The organism is Bacteroides sp. MSK.20.12 (assembly GCF_019052435.1).
GTDB lineage: Bacteria > Bacteroidota > Bacteroidia > Bacteroidales > Bacteroidaceae > Bacteroides > Bacteroides xylanisolvens.
This window is the reverse complement of record NZ_JAHQVH010000006.1, coordinates 61,020-80,052: the sequence shown is the minus strand read 5'-3', so window position 1 is coordinate 80,052 and position 19,033 is coordinate 61,020. Positions and strand designations below refer to the sequence as shown.

Annotated in this window: 10 protein-coding genes; 1 reads left to right on the top strand and 9 read right to left on the bottom strand. The window is 43.7% G+C overall.

Annotated elements, in window-relative coordinates; genetic code table 11:
- Positions 1-8: 8 nt before the first annotated feature.
- From KTR06_RS05155 to KTR06_RS05145, 3 genes are read right to left on the bottom strand one after another with little or no spacing between them, the layout of a single operon-like run.
- The gene (locus KTR06_RS05155) at positions 9-3,101 is read right to left on the bottom strand and encodes a TonB-dependent receptor (RefSeq protein WP_120067743.1); all 3,093 of its coding nucleotides are present in this window, start codon (positions 3,099-3,101) and stop codon (positions 9-11) included.
- A gap of 24 nt (positions 3,102-3,125) precedes the next feature.
- A complete protein-coding gene (locus KTR06_RS05150; RefSeq protein WP_120067741.1) occupies positions 3,126-4,376 on the bottom strand; it encodes an alginate lyase family protein in 1,251 nt (416 codons plus the stop codon).
- 25 nt (positions 4,377-4,401) lie between these two features.
- Positions 4,402-5,601: a glycoside hydrolase family 88 protein gene (locus KTR06_RS05145; protein WP_120067738.1), complete on the bottom strand. Its 1,200-nt coding sequence runs from the start codon at positions 5,599-5,601 to the stop codon at positions 4,402-4,404.
- A gap of 333 nt (positions 5,602-5,934) precedes the next feature.
- Here KTR06_RS05145 and KTR06_RS05140 point away from each other — a divergent pair, with 333 nt between their 5' ends.
- The gene (locus tag KTR06_RS05140) at positions 5,935-9,975 is read left to right on the top strand and encodes a two-component regulator propeller domain-containing protein (RefSeq protein WP_243636458.1); all 4,041 of its coding nucleotides are present in this window, start codon (positions 5,935-5,937) and stop codon (positions 9,973-9,975) included.
- Positions 9,976-10,035: 60 nt separating this feature from the next.
- Here KTR06_RS05140 and KTR06_RS05135 read toward each other — a convergent pair whose 3' ends face one another.
- The 6 genes from KTR06_RS05135 to KTR06_RS05110 all read right to left on the bottom strand — a co-directional run bounded on the left by KTR06_RS05135 (position 10,036) and on the right by KTR06_RS05110 (position 19,028).
- Positions 10,036-10,758: an endonuclease/exonuclease/phosphatase family protein gene (locus KTR06_RS05135; RefSeq protein WP_371745212.1), complete on the bottom strand. Its 723-nt coding sequence runs from the start codon at positions 10,756-10,758 to the stop codon at positions 10,036-10,038.
- 133 nt (positions 10,759-10,891) lie between these two features.
- A complete protein-coding gene (locus tag KTR06_RS05130; RefSeq protein WP_117809031.1) occupies positions 10,892-12,271 on the bottom strand; it encodes an SMP-30/gluconolactonase/LRE family protein in 1,380 nt (459 codons plus the stop codon).
- A gap of 17 nt (positions 12,272-12,288) precedes the next feature.
- Positions 12,289-13,122: an endonuclease/exonuclease/phosphatase family protein gene (locus tag KTR06_RS05125; RefSeq protein WP_120067733.1), complete on the bottom strand. Its 834-nt coding sequence runs from the start codon at positions 13,120-13,122 to the stop codon at positions 12,289-12,291.
- Between the two features lie 21 nt (positions 13,123-13,143).
- Entirely contained in the window at positions 13,144-13,872 is a 729-nt protein-coding gene (locus KTR06_RS05120; protein WP_117809033.1) for a DUF3823 domain-containing protein, read from the bottom strand.
- Between the two features lie 33 nt (positions 13,873-13,905).
- A complete protein-coding gene (locus tag KTR06_RS05115; RefSeq protein ID WP_117809034.1) occupies positions 13,906-15,846 on the bottom strand; it encodes a RagB/SusD family nutrient uptake outer membrane protein in 1,941 nt (646 codons plus the stop codon).
- Between the two features lie 14 nt (positions 15,847-15,860).
- Positions 15,861-19,028, bottom strand: a complete 3,168-nt coding sequence (locus KTR06_RS05110) for a TonB-dependent receptor (RefSeq protein ID WP_120067730.1) — start codon at positions 19,026-19,028, stop codon at positions 15,861-15,863.
- Between the last annotated feature and the right edge of the window lie 5 nt (positions 19,029-19,033).

Here is a 19,033-nt window from a genome sequence, read left to right as displayed (position 1 = left end):
ATAGTTTTTTAAAATACCACATTTACACCCACCGTCATTTGTTTCATCGTCGGATAAGTTGTTCCGTTTATTTCCGGATCGATACCTTTGTAAGAAGTAAACGTCAGCATATTCTCCAAGCTCGTATATATGCGAAGCTGTGATATATCCAGCCTCTGAAGGAGTTTCTTCGGAAGTTTATAACCAACCTGAACATTCTTCAAACGCAAATACGATTTATTATGCACCCAAAAATCGCTCGGCTGAGTATTCTTTGTATCCAAGTTCGTAAGTAATCTCGGATATTTGGCATCGGTTCTCCCTTCCCTCCAAGCACCTTCGGCGATTTCTTTGTTTATCACACTTCCGTAATCAATACATCCTCTATAGAACTTATCTTGCCAATATCTTTTTATCCCGGCATTGCCCTGAAACAAACAGGCAAAATCGAATCCATTCCACTCTGCTCCGAATGAGAATCCATAGGTGAAGCGGGGAGCGAGGCCATGTCCTACCGCATATTTATCATTGTCATCGATGATTCCGTCACCATTGATATCCTTATATAAGAAGTCTCCTTTTTGCGGAGTTCCATACGAGGCGAACGGATTGACACGTTGCCCGGTAGCAGGATCAATAGGCGCATCCTTAATCATCTTCTCGACAAATAACATATCTTCATCTGTTTGAAGAATACGGTCAACAGCCAGCACATATTGGATATTGATAGGATATCCTTCCTGAATCATGTTCGTTCCCGTTATCGACCTTTCTTCTCCCTTGAAACGCGTCACTTCATTGTCTATGAAGGTAAAATTACCTCCCACAAAATAATCGACCTTTCCAATCTTATGATTCCACTTCAAGTTCATCTCGATACCTTTGTTTCTGACTCTCGCAGCATTTTGTGTAGGAATGGACGCATTCCCGACAAGTAACGGTGCCGGAAGGTCGATAAGAATATCACGAGTATCTTTATTGAAGACATCAATCGTTCCATCCAGTTTCGAACCGAAGAGATTGAAATCAAGCCCGATATTAGTAACATAGGTCGTTTCCCAAGACACCATCGCATTGGCCAGTTGTGTTTGCGCCAATCCTTGCATGACAGCATTTCCCAAGATATAATTATCCTTGTTGTATACAGACTGGTATTCATAATTATCTACAGCATTATTACCCAACGCTCCCCACGAAAATCTCAACTTCATCATATTGATCCACTTGACAGACTTCAGGAAATTCTCCTCTGATATGCGCCAACCTAAAGAGAATGAAGGGAATGTCCCCCATCGGTGATTCTTATGGAAACGGGAAGAGCCGTCGCGACGTATGTTTCCTTCGAATAGATATTTATCCGCCCATGACAAATTGATTCGCCCAAAATAAGAACGCATCACCCAATCGGTTGCCGCCCCGCTAGTCTCCGAATCACCGGTAGCACCATTTATTACAGAGAGGTTATCAGCAAGAAGATCGTAGCGCTTAGCTTCAAACCATTTCACATTGTCTTTCTCCTGACTGGCGCCTGCCAACACTCCTACATCCAGCTTGTCAAAGAATGTTTTTTGAAAACGCGCAACTACATCCGCCACATGATGCGTGTTTGTCCAGTTCTTATTCCTCACATACGTTTTGCCAGCAGCCAGTTGCGTTATCGTATTAGTCTGAAAACTCCAACGGTCAGCATAATCAGGGGTTTCTTCTTCTTGTGTGTTATTGCGACGGTAGGTATAGGATGCTTCTATATTTAACCCTTTGAAAACTTTTATATTTCCCCAAAACCGGGAAGTGATATTATTAACTTCTATATTTCCCTGATACATGTTCAAATGATAAAGAGGGCTCTGCACCTGCTGGTTCTCTTCCGGATTTTCAACAGCCCCATACCTGCCGTCGGGATGACGATAAACAATACCCGGATTAGCTATCTTGTCAAATAATGAACTCATATATTTAGACCCCATCTCAGCATCCGACTTGAGCCCGCTGATATTCATACCTAACGTTATCCAAGGTTTCAATTCTGCATTCACATTAAGACGGGCTGAAAATCTCTCATAGGCCGAATTCTCCACAATACCCGGATTGTTCAGGTAGGCAACAGAACCGAAAGCTTTCAACTTCCGGTTTCCAACCGAGAATGACAAATTATGGTTAGTAGATACCCCGGTTGAGAATATTTCATCTGCCCAATTTGTGTTTGGATATAGATAAGGCTCATTGGGATGTACACGCCATTCTGCTATTTTCCGTTCCGAATATACAGGCATTGCAGTGGGGTCAACATTATATGCCGCCTCATTGTAATATTCCATATAATCCGCATAGTTATTCACAGTCTTAATTGTATTAGAAGGCTTTTGAAATGAAACATATCCATTGTAAGAAATAGATGCCTTACCCTCCGAACCTTTCTTGGTAGTTATAAGAATAACTCCATTAGCTGCCCTTGAACCGTAAATAGCTGATGAGGAAGCGTCTTTCAACACGGAAATAGATTCCACATCCTGCGGATTGACTTCGTTGATATTGCCTTCCGCCCCATCAATTATAACGAGCGGAGAAGAGTTGTTCAGTGTTCCCTGCCCCCTGACAAGCAATGTTGCTCCATCATTATTAGGACGGGCCGAACCCTGATTGACATATAATCCGGAGCTCAATCCTGCCAAACCGGTCGATAGGCTTGTCATCGGACGGCTTTCGGCCTGTTCTATCAGATTCACAGTAGATACCGAACCAGTTAGATTCACCTTTTTTTGGGTGGCGTAGCCCACCACCACAACTTCCTCCAATGCCTTGCCGTCTTCTGTCAAAATAATGGTTGCACCATTAGCCTTTGATGCTTCCATTTCCTGTCGGGCATATCCTATATACGAAAATAGGAGTACATCTTTCTCTTGAGCCCTTATGGAGAACAAACCGTCCATATCAGTGATAGTACCAGTCTGTTGTCCTTTAATCCGAACCGTAGCTCCAATCATGGGCTCGTTGTTTCCATCCACCACTTTCCCGCTTATATTCAATGGTGACTGCGCCCAAATACCATATATAGGTATCATGAGCATGAATATAATCATATAAAATGAACATATTCGTTTACTGATGTCTTTCTGTTTCATAGATATTGATTATTAAAGATAATTTTATTCAATACAACGCCCGTGAGTAAGCAATACCGGCCCTAACAAATGTAGTTTTCGAGAAGCACGTTCATTTTTACGTAAAACCTCATTAAAGATTTTCTCTTCAGGATAACGCGCATGTGCCACTTCCCATAAAGTGAAAACAGCCTGGTCATTATGATTAATCCAGGAATCCTCCCCCTCATAAAACCCTCCTTTTATAGAAGCATCTTTTGTAATATAGAAATCGGCATAAAATAACAGAGGAAGCTTAATATTCTCACCTGCTGGTGCTACGTAATTATAAAGGTCGAATCCGTTCAGTCGCCCCATTTCTGCTGTTATCATCATCAAATTGGTTGATAATCCGACATATTGCAATGCCCTGTTCGGTTTTGTGGTATATCCGTGGTGAGTCAGAACGAAATGCCTGTACCTGTCCATTATTTCTCCATCATGAGTGGCCCAACTACCTGGCTCACCAACGTAAGGGGGTTGTCCATTCATCAGAATCATGCCTTCAATCACATTCTTTGCATTACGCGGATTATTTTTTCCATCGTATGCATAGTTCACCAGCTCATTGTCGCGCAGAATGATACCGATAGACATAAGACCTACCACTTCTGCAACAATGTGATTCTGATAGTACTGTTTTCCAAAATAGTCGTTCTCATGCCATCGTCTGGCTCCCTCCTTTATATGAGGAAGTAATATTCTAAGCCAGTCTTTAAATTGCTTTTGCTTATCTTTATCAATCAGATTGTCCGCACAAAGCAAATCATAAGCATACAAAAAAGCAAATATTCCGCGGGATACTAACATTCCGGTATTAGGATAGGATTTATCGGGATCAAAATAAGCGCCTGCCACATCCTTAGGTGAGGACCATTCATCAATGATTCTAATAGCCTTGCCTGCATAACGCCTATCCTTGGTTATCTGATAACCAATCGCTAAATCACGAGCCGCTGATCCATCACGTATTGCAGCATTATAAAATGACATGCTGACATCCCCCCGATAAACTTTCGTTTTCCATTTTTCATCCGCATAACCATCGATCTCATTTTTCAGATTCTCCCAAGCTGTTTTCCAAGGCTCAATACCGGAAAGGGCATTTCCACGCATTAAATCAATATCCGCATTCGATAAAATCAGGCGGGGATGTTCCTTGTTTATCTTTATAGAATTGCTTTGGGCAAAAGATTGCACTACAACGACGGTCGTCAGTAACAATAGAAACTGCATCTTCATCAACTTGTTTTTCATATAGTAATGATTTTAATTAAGAACTCTATTCTTTCAAACACATAGCCCTGTATCTCATTAGTGCTTCCACAAAATAATAATCGGCATAAGTCAAGGGTACATCTACTTCACTGTTTTGAGGTAAGAAACCTACACTATGTTTAAGTATAAAATTAGCATTCTCTCCCGGCTTTGCCAGATATTCGTCCGAAGCCAACGTTTTAAGTTGTGTTTCAGCAACAGCGATATAGTCTTGCCCGGTTGCTTTGTCCACATAGCCCGACAACTCCAACAAGGCAGACGCCATGATAGCAGCAGCCGAAGCATCTCTCAAGACATTCGGAACGCCAGGGTCGTCAAAGTCCCAGTAAGGAATCTTATCCTGCGGCATCTTCGGGTGGTTAATCAGGAACCGGGCGATATGCCTGGCTTGTTCCAGATAGCGTGGTTGTTTCGTCTCCCTATACATCATCGTATATCCGTATAATGCCCAGGATTGTCCCCTGCTCCATACCGACTCATCAGCGTATCCTTGCCATGTACATTTCTGGAGTGCATTTCCACTTATCGTGTCATAGTTCACCACATGATAGCAGCTATAATCCGGTCTGAAATGATTCGCCATTGTTTTGTCAGCATGAGAGATTGCCATATCGTAGAAACTCTTGTCACCTGAGAACTCTGTCGCACGGCAGAGCAGTTCAAGATTCATCATATTATCAATGATTACGGGAAACTGCCAATGCAAAGTTCCCGGATGACTCCATGAACGCGTGCATCCTACGGCTGAACGATAGCGCGTAGATAACGACCGGGCGGTCGTAGTAATTATATCAATACAGGAAGTATCACCCAATAACCGGTATTTATTCCCGAAAGAACAGTTAATCATAAAGCCGACATCATGATTGTCCTTATTATACTTCTGAATCTCCACTCTGTCACTCATCCTGGAAGCCATGTCCTTTAGTTGCTCGTCTCCGGTATATTCATATAAGTACCAAAGAGTTCCGGGATAAAAGCCGCTCGTCCAGAAATAAGAGTCCGAGGTTTCAAGCCCCCCGTTTTTATCCACCGAACGGGGTAACATCTCCGGAATAGAATCCATGACAGCGTACATATGCTTATATTGTTCTACCGCCCGATTCAAGGCATAATCGACAACGTGTTCCATAGAAGGTTCCGGAGTTGTTACACATCCTGATACCATAAATGAGAGCAGGCATATCACCACATAATTTTTCATATTTTCTTTGCTTATAATTTGGGGTATATTAAAAATTAAAAGATTCATCCAAAGGCTTTCGCTTGACAACAAGAGCAAAAGTAGGAGATTACGGGAAGCAGTATTGGATAAAAAAGTACCAAAGGTTCTACAATTTTGTTCATATCCCTGTTACAAACCGCTTTTTGTTTCATTATCTCAAAAAATAACGATACATTTGTAATTATCGAACCTGCCATCAGATATAAGATGTATAATAAATAGTCCCCCACTATATAAATCCCTAAGATGAATTTCAAAACTAAATATAGGAAGTTCCAAAAACAATAGAAACTTAATTAACGCTTTTAATATATGGCTGAACATAACAGACTGGTTGCTATTATATTTATGCTGGTTGCGTGCATTTCATCCGCCGTTGCGTCCGAAACGGTAAACTTTCAGCATTTGTCACTTAATTCAATGTTTCCCCAGATAACCATCAACGGACTTTATCAGGATGAGTCCGGTGTCTTGTGGATCGGAACTAAAGACGGCGTGAAGAAGTATAACGGAAATTATATCGAGTCTGTCAACTTCATGGGAATAAATAACTGGATACAGTCCAACCTTGTTCCGACAATTTGTGGAGACAAGAAAGGGCATTTATACGTCAATACGGATTACAGCATCATTGAATATGACCTGATAAAAGAGGAAAGCCGTATCATATTCAGCCAGCCGAACACACAGATATTGCCGTCCATCGCTTTCAACTACGGCATCAACTCTCTATGGATCGGTTTACTGGACAGTGTCTATAATTATAAGGAAGGAATATGCCAGGCCAAATACAAAATTGACAGTAATAACCTGAGTATTTCGTCATTGAAAGAAGCATCTGACAAAATGCTATATATCGGAACCAAACATGACGGTGTATTTTCCATCGACCCATCAGGCAGGCAGCAGAAAGTACTGACCACCCGCAGCGAAATTATATCAATAAACGAAGACAGCCGGAACAACATCTGGGTGGGCACTCTGAATGAGGGGTTATTCAAATTAACTCCGTCGGGAGATATCGTCCAATATACGGAACCTACCTTAGCCAGTAACTATGTAAGGACAGTATGCGAAGATAACAATGGAAATATCTGGGTAGGAACCATGTTGGGATTGAACGTCATAAACCCGAAAACAGGTGATATCAGTTTTTATGGTCTGGAGAAAGAAGGCAGTGCGGGATTGAGTAACCTCTCTGTCTGGATTATAATGAAGGACGACCAAGGCACGATGTGGTTCGGCACTTACTACGGTGGGCTGGACTACTACAATCCGCACACCGACATTTTCGAATACAATAATCTGAAACTGGGACACGCCGGAATCGGGCCTGTAATCAGCAAAATTATAGAAGACAGGACAGGGCGTCTATGGATAAGCACAGAAGGGGGCGGCCTGGTGTCTTACCTGCCCGCAACCAATGACTATGCATATTACACGAAAGAGAATCATACAATATCTCACAATAATGTCAAGACTCTGTATTATGATGATGCGTCCAATACCATATGGATAGGAACTCATCTCGGCGGACTTTGCAGCTACTCAATTGACAAAAAAGAATTCAAACATTTCACTATTGATCCGTCCGACCACACAAAACGCTCAGAAATCGTTCAAGCTATCATCCGCCACAAAAATATCTTATATCTGGGTACGCTCTCAGGTGTATATTATATGAATCTGGAAGATTACAGCATCAAGAAAATATCTCTTCTAGACAAATACATCTATGCCGTAAATTCATTGATGATAGACAACCAGGACAACCTGTGGATTGGGGGAAATAATCTGTGTTACTACAGCATCAAACAAAACTATGTACGTAGCCTCGACAAATATCTAGCCCAAATCACCGCTTCTTCAAAGAATACCATAACATCTCTTATCCAAGACAACGACAATCGTATCATAGCTACAACATTAGGCGCAGGTATTCTTATTTATTATCCGGCTCAGGACAGGCTCGAACAGATAAACAGCAAGAATAGTAATCTCGACAGCGATTATCTGAGTGCTGTTTATCCCTTATCCGACCACCAGCTTCTAGTCACCAGCGCAAACGGCTTGTCCTATATCGACCTCAACACAAAGAGAAGCTACAATTATAAATCGCAGAACAAGTTCGTCCTTCCGTCAATGATTCCGGGCGACATTATGAAAACCAGTGATAACCGCATCGTCATGGGGGGAATAAACGGTCTTGCTATAATTTCCGAAAGTAACCTGTTTCCGGAAAGTCTGCCTACTAAGATGTTTTTCTCCAAACTATTCGTTAACAACAAGGAAGTAGCGGCAAACGATTCTTCACGGATATTACCCCAATCTCTTTTCGCAACGGACCACATCAAACTGAAACATCACGAAAATAACATATCCGTCGAAATCGGAACCAATGACTTCGTTAATCTCGGACAGTCCAAATATCAATATAAACTGGATGGGTATAGCCATACCTGGATTGAACTTCATCCCCAGAAATCAATCAACTACATGAACTTACCTTATGGAGATTATAAGTTAAAAGTAAGAAACATCTCTTTTAAGGATGAAGCCGAACTTAATGAAATCAGTCTCGGGATTACGATTATCCCCCCGGTTTATGCCACCTGGTACGCTTATCTCTTATATACATTACTGATATTATCCGTCATCGTCAGCATCGCCTATTTCTACCGTTCCAAGTTATTGCTAAGAAACTCACTGGAACTTGAAAGACGGGACAAACTGCAAAAAGATGCGATAAACGAATCCAAGATGCGTTTTCTCGGGAACATATCACATGAGTTAAAAACACCTATTGCGCTGATATCCGGGCAACTGGAGCTTATCCTTATGTCCAATTATTCATTGCCAACCATTCAGAATAGTTTGCGTGAAGTACACAACAGGGCTGCCAAAATGGGAGCTTTGATAAACGAACTTCTCGATTTCCTGAAATACAACAAGGAGAATTTCTCATTAAGAATCAAGCAGCAGGATATAGTGCTATTCACACAAGAGATATATGATTCTTTCGTCAGTTATGCCGAATTAAAGAATATACATTTCAATTTTGTGTTCGACCAAAAGAGCCGGTACGCGTGGTTTGACGAAGTTCAGCTACAAAAGGTATTCAATAATATCCTGTCGAATGCTTTCAAGTTCACTCCGGAAAACGGAACGGTCGAGATAAAAATAACCTCATCGGATTCTTCTGTAATTATAACTTTCACCGATTCCGGCATCGGAATCCCCAAAGATATGACCGGACGAATCTTTGAACGTTTCTTCCAGGTGAATAACTCCGTAAACAGAGAATTATCCAATACCGGAACCGGCATAGGATTATCGCTGTCACTCAACATCGTAAAAGCCCATCACGGACAAATAACAGTGGAAAGTGAAGAACACAAAGGAAGTTCGTTCATCGTTGAACTACCCGTCGGCAAGGAGCACTTCAAGGAAGACAAAAATGTCACTATTATAGAAGATGAAGGGAACAAGGAAATTATCAACAACGCTATAAGCATAGAAAGCGAAAAAGAAAACCTGGAAGATTTCATCGCACAGCAAAAAAAGGACTTCGACCATTCATCTACCTTGCTTATCGTTGAAGATGATGATGAATTGCGGAAACTGCTTATAGAGATATTTGAACCTATTTTTGAAATCTTTGAGGCCAAGAATGGTGAAGAGGCATTTAAGATTGCACAGTTAAACTCACCGGATCTTATTTTATCAGACGTCATGATGCCCGGTATTTCCGGCATAAATCTCTGCGCAAGAATAAAATCTCACTTTGATACCAGTCACATACCGGTCATCCTGCTCACTGCACTAAGCAGTGTGGAACATAATATTAAAGGTCTGAATTGCGGGGCTGATGATTATATCACTAAACCTTTTAATATCAGAATCCTAATCGCCAAATGTATTAACCTACTAAATAACAGACGAAAATTACAAGAACGATACAGAGCATTAGAAAACAGCAGTGCGGAACAACTGACTGATAACAAACTCGACCAAGATTTTATCGACCAGATAATAAGAATTGTACAAACCAGACTGGAAAAAGGAAGCGGAGATATTAACGTCACACTGCTATGTGCTGAGTTAGGGCTGAGCCGGACAAAGTTATTCCTAAAAATGAAGAAGGTTACAGGTGAATCCCCTCATTCCTTTATCCAAAATATAAAGCTGAAAACTGCCGCTAAAATGCTTCGGAAAAATGAAGAATACAACATTAGCGATATTAGTTTTCAGCTAGGTTTCAGTTCATTGAACTATTTCGGGAAAAGCTTCAAGGAGTATTTCGGGATGTCTCCTACTGCTTATCGAAAGGTTCATCAAGAACAAAAAGAATAATGCTGCTTTACAAGAATTCGGTTTATATAAAAAGAATCATAAGCATGTCAGAACACCCTCTTATTTGATAAGATAAGTAGCCACTACCGGATAATGGTCTGATTCCTTATCCGCCCAATAACAAACATTATACGCCTTCACCGTAAAAGCCTCGTTTGGCGCATAAATCAACCAGTCACATGCGTAAGCCGGACTTGGAACGGGTACTGTCCATGGAGCACCATCACTCAAACAATTTACGGTGAAATACTTTTGAAAAGCAGCCATGGTAGCAGAACCACGGCGGGAATTCAAATCTCCCCCCAAGATAACAGGTTTATCCAGTTGCTCCACACACGCAAGAATTTCATCAACCTGTTTCAGACGGGCAGCATCTTCGTATTTATGGTCCAGATGTGTCGTAGCGAAATAGAATTCTTTGCCTTCCTTCGCAACTTTCACATAGCCGAAAGAACGGACATAATCGCCTTCTTTCAGTACACTCAACTTAAAACTCTTTTCCTCGGAAACCGGATATTTGGAAAGAATCACATTTCCGTAATCTCCGCCAGTCGGAATATCGAGCGCATGGGCAAAATAATAATATTTCATCCCCGTCAGTTCCGACAGTTTTTTCGGAGTATCCCAAGGGTTAATCTCCGTGTTTCTTTCTATTTCCTGGAGTGAAACGATATCCGGGTTCTCTTTTTTAATGACTTCGGCTATCTTATCAATTCCTTGTTTACGACCGCTATACGTGTTGTAAGTCATAGCTTTTACTGTGACCTCTTTCGGTTTTGTCACAGGTTTCTGTGCCGTTGAGGGTTGTAACAAACAACACAATAGAAACAATGAAATGCATATTCTAAAATTCATATACGACCAATTAATAAGTGAATGTTATCCTGAAAAACAATCTTTTCTACCTGATACAAAATTAATCCTTTTCTATCTTACGAATCTTATGATTCCAATAATCTGAAATATACAATGCTCCGTCCGGACCGAACTGTACACCTTCCGGATGGTTGAATTGCGCTTTATCCAACGGACCGTCCGTCGTACCGGAAGTGCCCGTACCTGTGTAATTTGTCAACATGCCGTCAGGGGTGATTTTCGCTATACGATGCTTTTTGCGGACTGCTACATAAATATTTCCCTCTTCATCCAAATCCATCTGGCAAGGCTCTTCCAGTTTGGCTTCATTTCCCTGACCTTCTGTAAAACCTGCTTTCTCATACTGCCCTACCCAAATATGGAGATTAGAGAATTCGCCTGTCAACATGTCGTAATCCCCTTTATAAATCACATCTTTTTCCTGTGAACTCATATACACGGTAGTTCCTGCCTTGTCAAAAAGAATACAGCGGATTTTTACTTTCGCCGCATTTTTATCTTCTGCATCGGGAAGTTGCACACCGGTTGCCACCATCGTATTCTGCTCCGGGTCATATTTGTAAATCATGGCATTTCCATGAGCTACGGAGAAAACCTCTCCCGTGACAGGATGCACACCTACATTAGTAACTCCATTTCCCAAAGAGGGAGTGACTGACCATATTGCAGACAGATTAGCAGCATCATACTGATGCGTATCATTGCTCCATGGCATTGTTGCAATATGCGCATTGCCCGAAGCGTTGGCATCATTGGACAAGAATAAAGTATTGCCATCCGATGAGAAAGCGATATTCATCATTCTGAATACAGTTCCACCGGTTCCATCTCCGCGTAAGAAAGTAGCGACCTGATTATTTTTCGCGATACGGATATCACGGTCATCATCTTCCACGATATACAAAGCACCTTCCTTATCGAAAGCGATAGAACCCGGTTTCCAAAGAACCGCTTCCATGAGGGCCCCCTCTTTCTTCTCCGTTTTTGCGGAAGGAACATAACTGCCGATATAAGTACTTACAATAGGAGACTGAGAATACTCAAACTCCGTTTTATATGTCAGTTCTTGCGCAGCTTCTCCCTGACCGATATACACTTTCACCGGACCGGAGCCGGAACCTCTCTGTACATTGGCAGTAATAATATTCCCCAACGCACCCGTCACTTCGGCGTCCACCCCGTTGACTGTCACGCGGATATTATCCAAATCCGTGCCGAAATGCGTACCGTATAAAGTCAGGCTTGTAGACTTCCCACCGGCTGTCGGTGTGTACATAGTGATTTTGGGAGTGGCCTCGCCCTCACCTATTTCAGGCGTCATATCCTGCCGGTTCTCATCCTCGCAAGCGGCAAAACCGACTGACGCAAACATCAGGGAATAGATAGAAAACCGTTTCAAATGAAGTATCAATGTTTTCATGTTTCTGTCTTTTTAGGTTAATCGTTTATACTAAACGTAGCTACCACCGGAAAGTGGTCTGATTCTACATAAGCATCATAATGCACATCATAGGCTTTCGGAGACATTCCTTCATCCGGAGTGTACAATACGAAATCAATCGCTTTCACCGGAACGGGCGTTCCCGTTGTCAGTCCATAGTTCCCGTTCAAGCAACCGATTTCAAAACGTTCATACAATATCTTCATCGGGCCGGAGTCGGCTAAAGCATTGAAATCACCAGTCAATATCATTGGCTCATCCAAGCCCTTTGTCTTTTCGATAATCGTTGTAGTCTGGTTGATACGGTTAGTTTCGTTGCCCACATGAGACAGGTGCGTCACTCCGAAATAGAAATCCTTTCCATCTTTTTCTGTTTTCACTACGCCCATCGAACGCGGGTAGACATCTTCCACTGTCTCTATTCTCGGCAAATCATAATTCACTTCATCACTTATCGGATATTTCGAGAGAATCAGGTTTCCATACTCGCCGCCGTCCACATCACGGGTTTTGACAAAGAAAGCATAAGGCATTCCGGTCACTTCTTTCATCAGGGCGATAATATCCGCTTTCTCCACCTTGTTAGTCTTCGTCTCAAACTCCTGCAAACCTGCCAAGTCCGGATTTATCTTTTTAATCACTTGGGCAATCGCTTCCATTCCCTTTTTCCCGGAATAAGCTTTCTGCCCGCTATATATATTGTAAGACATGACTTTTACCAATACCCCGTCCTTTTCGTCCGGCGGGGTCACACCGTCATCGTCCGAACTGCAACCGGCAAACAAACCGCCCGCCAACAGTAGCAGTAATAAATAGAATTTATATTTCATTGTTACCTTCTTTTTTATCGTTTATCTTATATCATTCACAATTACTTCCACTACCCGGCTGTAATTCACATACGGTTTGCTTTCTGCTGTCACCGTAGCCGCAACACGTACATACACCCTATTCTTGTTGGAAACAATCTTATAATGATTCTCTATAAATTCAGTATCACTCATCAGGTCGATGACGTGCGTGCCACTGGCCTTTGTCCCCAGTGAAGAGAGGGTGGCATGGTTTGCATTGTTCACATCCACTCCCGGAGCATAATTCCATATAACGGAAACATCCGTCAGTTGCAATGTCTCGTTCGATGTTTTCGCATCATAGGTCAGTGTCAACTTATTATCTGCCGATACAGACACATCAAGGCTAATACGCGAGAACGGGATTGTGTACAAATCAACCTGCGTTTGTCCGTTTACGGTGACATATCCCTCACATACCCCGACAAAAGGGCCATCCTTTGCCTGAATACGATAGCTGCCATTGAACACCTTCGTATGCTCAAACGTTCCATCCTGGCGGGCACGGAAATCAACAGAGGCGGTAGCCCCCGTATTCTGCTCGTACAAACTCATCATCACACCGCTACTTCCCGGCACAGGCATAGGAACCGGTTCATTCGTTTCCTTATCATAGATAGTGCCATACACGCCACCGTTCGGTGCATCATAATTATCGATGTCATTTTCGCATGCCGCCACGAAACAGGCGAATAATGCAGTCAATCCTATGTTTATTATTTTATTCATATCGTTTCTTCTTTAAACTTACAATTGGACGTATCAATTACCGTAACCCGGATTCTGTACCATCAACGGATTCGTACTCAAGTCCTCGGCACGGAACACCGTATAGTAGTTCTTTTCAAGGAAAAGACGCTTTCTCTTTTCGGGCACACCGGTTTCAAAGGTGTACTTGCCGCTCTTGACATTGTAATACGGACAGAGAGCCGTGCCGCGGAAATTGGTCAAACCACCTTTGCTTACATCCAGATGAGCCAGGCGCCAACGTTTCAAATCCCAGTAACGATGCTTCTCAAAAGCAAGTTCCACTTTCCGTTCATGGCGCACTTTATCCAGCGTCAGGTTACCGGCAGTCAATAGTTTGATGCCTGCCCTGCCGCGAATCTCATTGATATCTTTCAATGCCACGTCTAGGTGCTGATTCAATTCCATGCAAGCCTCTGCACGATTCAGATAGATTTCTGCCAGACGGAAAACCACCCAGGGAGTAGAAGAACGTTTTGCGTCGATGTCCGTATAGTCCGTCAGACTTTCATCCAGGAATTTACGCTGATAGAAACCCGTCTTGCTGGCGTCGCCTACACTTAACGAGCCACCGTCTTTTCCCGAAGTATTATAAGTCTGTCCGTCTATTACGACCTTGTTCTCCTTATCCGGTTGGGCGGAAGCTTCATACTTGGTTCCTATCCCATCCTGTCCGTTGATGACACCGCGTATCCATTCGATTTTACCGCCGCCGTATCCTTTATAATCAGCACCGGGCAGGTAAACCGAACCTAATAAGCGAGGGTCTTTATTCTTAAAGATGTCATACGGGCTATCATAGCTGATAGCTTTTCCACCGCTGTCTTTCATCTTCAGCTTCCCTTCCGTACCGTCAATATATTCAAATTCCTCTACCATTTCCAGTACCGGTGACATGCCGCATCCCCAACCGTCGCCACGATAAGAGAAAGGAACATTCAGCTTATCCCACATATGCCCTTTACCGGCAGCCACATTATACTGTTTCTGGAAAATATATTCTCCGTTATCCCCATTCACTGCTTTGGAAAAGAGATTGTAAAAGTTCTGCGCCAGCTCTTCCGCTTCCGTACCGGTCGATTTATACAAGCTATACACACGGGGAACCATTTCATCCAGAATCTTCGATGAAGCAGTGTAACATTCGTCAAAGTAACGTTCCGCTTCTGTCTCGGGAATATACACATATCCTTTGGAAACAGCCTCGCCTGTCAGAGTCAGCGTTTTGGAATACTTAGCGATAGTACCGGCATACAGTGCGGCACGTGACCACAAGGCAAGCACCGTTCCACGATTTGCGCGGTATTTGGCATCACTGCTGCGTACTTCCGGCAATGATTCATAGATAGCTTTACATTCATTGATAATGAAATCATAGGTCGCGGCTTCCGTATCACGAGCCTGGTAAAGAGCTTCCGTATTTCCTGCGGTATATTCTTGCGGAACAGTCTGCAAAGGAACGCCCCCATAACGTTTCACCAGTCCAAAGTACTGCATAGCACGGATGAAGCGGGCTTCTGCACCGAGTTCTTCTTTCTCATCCTCACTCAATACGGAAGTTTTCTCAATATTCAGCAGGAAGTTATTCACAATACGGATTTGCTTGTAGCGGGTCACCATGTCGTCGTTGAATACATAGTCGCCATAAGAATAAGTAGAGTTCGACTTGTCGAATGCGCTCTCCTTCTGATAACTGGCGGTAGCCTCATCCGAGAGGCTGGTCTGATTCGCCAGGTTCGCTTTCTTGCTTCCATACCAGTCATCAAACTCATCCAGTTTCAGTCCCGAGTCATACATATCCGCCAATACGGCTGTGATTGCTTTCGGATTTTGCCAAATCAAATCCGGTGTGTTAACACCGCTGGTACTCTCACGGTTCAGATAATCATCGCATCCCGTCCATACGAAGATGGATGCCCCGCCTATCAATATATATTTCAGATAATTCCTATTCATTGTCTTTACTGGTTTTAGAAGGTTACATTTACGCCAAAGTTATACGTCTTCATCTGCGGATAATAGCGTATTCCACTGGAATTGCTTTCGGGGTCGACGTTCTTCATCAGTCCGTCACGCTTGGTGAAAGTCAGCAGGTTATTGCAATTGATATAGAAACGCACCCGGTCGATAGCCGCCTTTTTTGTCAAGACTTTAGGAAGCGTGTATCCCAGTTCCAAGGTTTTCAGGCGCAGGTAACTTGCGTTGTGCAATGACCACGAGTTACTGGAACGGTTATCGGCGACACCTGCCACGCGTGCGGCAGGCATATATCCCGGAATCCATTTGCTATAAGGGTCGGTCGGGTCTTCCCGGTGCCAGCGGTCGGTCATGATAGCCAGCCCATTACCCAAACCTTGCTGGATAAACGGGTCGAGAATATCCCCGCTAACATAAATATCGTGTCCGGCAGCTCCCTGGAAGAAGACAGTCAGGTCGAACCCTTTGTATTCTCCGGACATATTCAGCCCGTAGTACATACGAGGAGTGGCACCGTGTCCGAGGGGTTGCGTATCGTTATCATCGATAATACCGTCGCCATTGTAGTCTTCGAATTTCAAATCACCCGGCATCAGCGAACGGTTACCGTCCTTATCCTGAACCGGTGAGTTCAAAATTTCCTCGAAAGAAGTAAACTGCCCGATTACTTTCTTTCCCCAGCGGATATCCTTGTAACGCCCGTTGGTGTTATTACGCCAATCGTCATACATATTGGTGGAAGCCGCCCGCTCCACATAATCATACTTAATCCGGGTAGTAGAGAAGTTGGCCGACACATTATAATTGAAATTGCCAATCCGGTTCTTATGCCCGACTACAATCTCGAATCCGGTGTTAATATCAGAATTCAGGTTCTCCTGCGGCATTGATTCTCCGAAGATAGTAGGCAATGAGCCTACACGGGTGGCAGGCAGACCGGAACGGTTTCTGCGGAACCAGTCGAACTCCACAGAAATCAGTCCCCTGTGGTAAGACGCCTCAAAGCCGATGTTCATTATCTTCGATTCATACCAGGTCAGCCACGGGTTTGCCATACCTACCGTAGTCATGCCCGAAGTCACTCCGTTGCTGCCCATGATATAGCTTCCGTGAGACGTATATCCATCCAGATACTGGAACGCGTCGAAATCTCCTTCATCTCCCACTTTGGCGTACGAAGCACGGATTTTCAGATTATCCATATCGGGCAACAGTTTCTTGAAAAAAGCTTCTTCGGAAACACGCCATCCCAATGAAACACCCGGAAAGAATCCCCAACGATTACCTGCACGGAATTTATAGGTTCCGTCATAGCGGAAATTGAATTCCACCAGATAACGGTTAGAGAAATCATAGTTCAGACGTCCCACCAAGCCGGCATGAGCTGTTTCCTGTGTCTTACCGGAAGCTTCCTGGTTCGTCTTATCCCCATAGTCCAGGTCAGGAATCAGCCCGATTGCAAAGTCACGTGTCCCGGTCACCCAGTTCTTCTTGTCATTATACATTTCCCATACGAGCATGGCACCGATATTATGCTTTTTAGCAAACGTATTGTTGTAATTCATAGAGAACTGATAGGTCGGTTTGTCATAGTTTTCCAGTTTCGATTCCAGATGCGCGGTATTAACCACTTTCTCTATATACTCTTCATTCGCATAATCATACGTATATTCCGAGAGGTCTTTCCGCCACGTTTTCCATTCCTTGTTCGTATAGTCGTAGGCAACCAATGCTTTTGCCATCAGTCCTTTCACCCAGGGAAGTTGCCAGGTGATAGCCAACGAGCTGTTAAATTCGCGACGCAGGCGGTCTTCATAACCACTGTCGTCCGAATCGGAAACATGCACGGGATTCGCCATATCTCCTACGGCTCCCCAATAATCCGGGTTATCATTGGCATACATGGAGTAAGTCGGGATGGCCATTTGTGCCGAACGGAACAGGTTATCGCCATTGTAAGGCTTTTTGCGGTTGTCGAAGCGCCCGCTCAAACGCAGTTCCACGTTCAGTCCCTTAGCCACTTCCACGCTCAGGTTGGAACGGACGTTGTAACGTTGGTAATTCCAGTCGCCCGAACGGATGATACCGCCCTGGTCCATATATCCGATAGACATGTAATATTTCACTTTCTCCGTACCGCCTGTCAGGCTCAAGTTATGTGAAGTCTGGGGAGCGGTGCTACGCATCGTCTCACTCCACCAGTCCGTACCTGCCGTACCATTCCGGTAAGCTTCCAGTTGTTCTTGCGAGTAAGCGGAAGCTCCGCGCCACGGGTTGGCATTGTGAATCGCTTCATTGTAAAGAGAGGCATACTCATAAGCATTCATCATCTCCGGATAGCGGGTCACTTTCTGAAAGCCTACATAGCCGTTATATTCTATCTTTACCTTCTGTTCCGTCCCTTTCTTGGTAGTAACCAGCAGAACACCGTTTGAACCTTTAAAACCGTAGACCGCTGCGGCGGCATCTTTCAGGATAGAGATGGACTCGATATCATTCGGGTCGAGCTGTGTATAATCACGCTCGATACCGTCTACAATCACCAGCATGCTTCCATATCCGCGAATATCGACGGAAGCTCCATCATCACCGGGGCTACCGCTACGCTGTACGGCACGCAAACCCGGCAAACGTCCGGCGAGCATATTCGTCACACTGGGAGCTTTTACTTCCATCAACTTGTCCGAAGAGATGGCAGCTACCGAACCGGTCACGGAAGCTTTTTTCTGAATACCGTAACCTACCACCACTACCTCGTCCAGTGTCTCGGTATCTTCCTGCAAAGTTACTTTCAGTCCGGCTTGTCCGTTCACCCGCACTTCTGCTGTTTTGTATCCGATATAGGAAATCTGTAACACTCCATTAGCGGGAACCGGCAAGGTAAACTTACCGTCCACATCGGTAATCGTCCCCACACCGGCAGCACCTTTCAGTTGCACCGAAGCCCCGATAACCGGTTCTCCGCCGGCATCAACAACCACACCTTTCACCGTGATATTCCGAACGGTCTGTTCGATACCCGATACCGAAGGGCTTTCCGCATATACCGTAAACGGTACACACAGGAAAGTCCCTGCCATTAAAGCTGAAACAGTAGCTATCTTCAGCCGGTCATTGAACGACTTTAAGACAACCGTGTTCATTTTACAAACATGTTTCATAGATT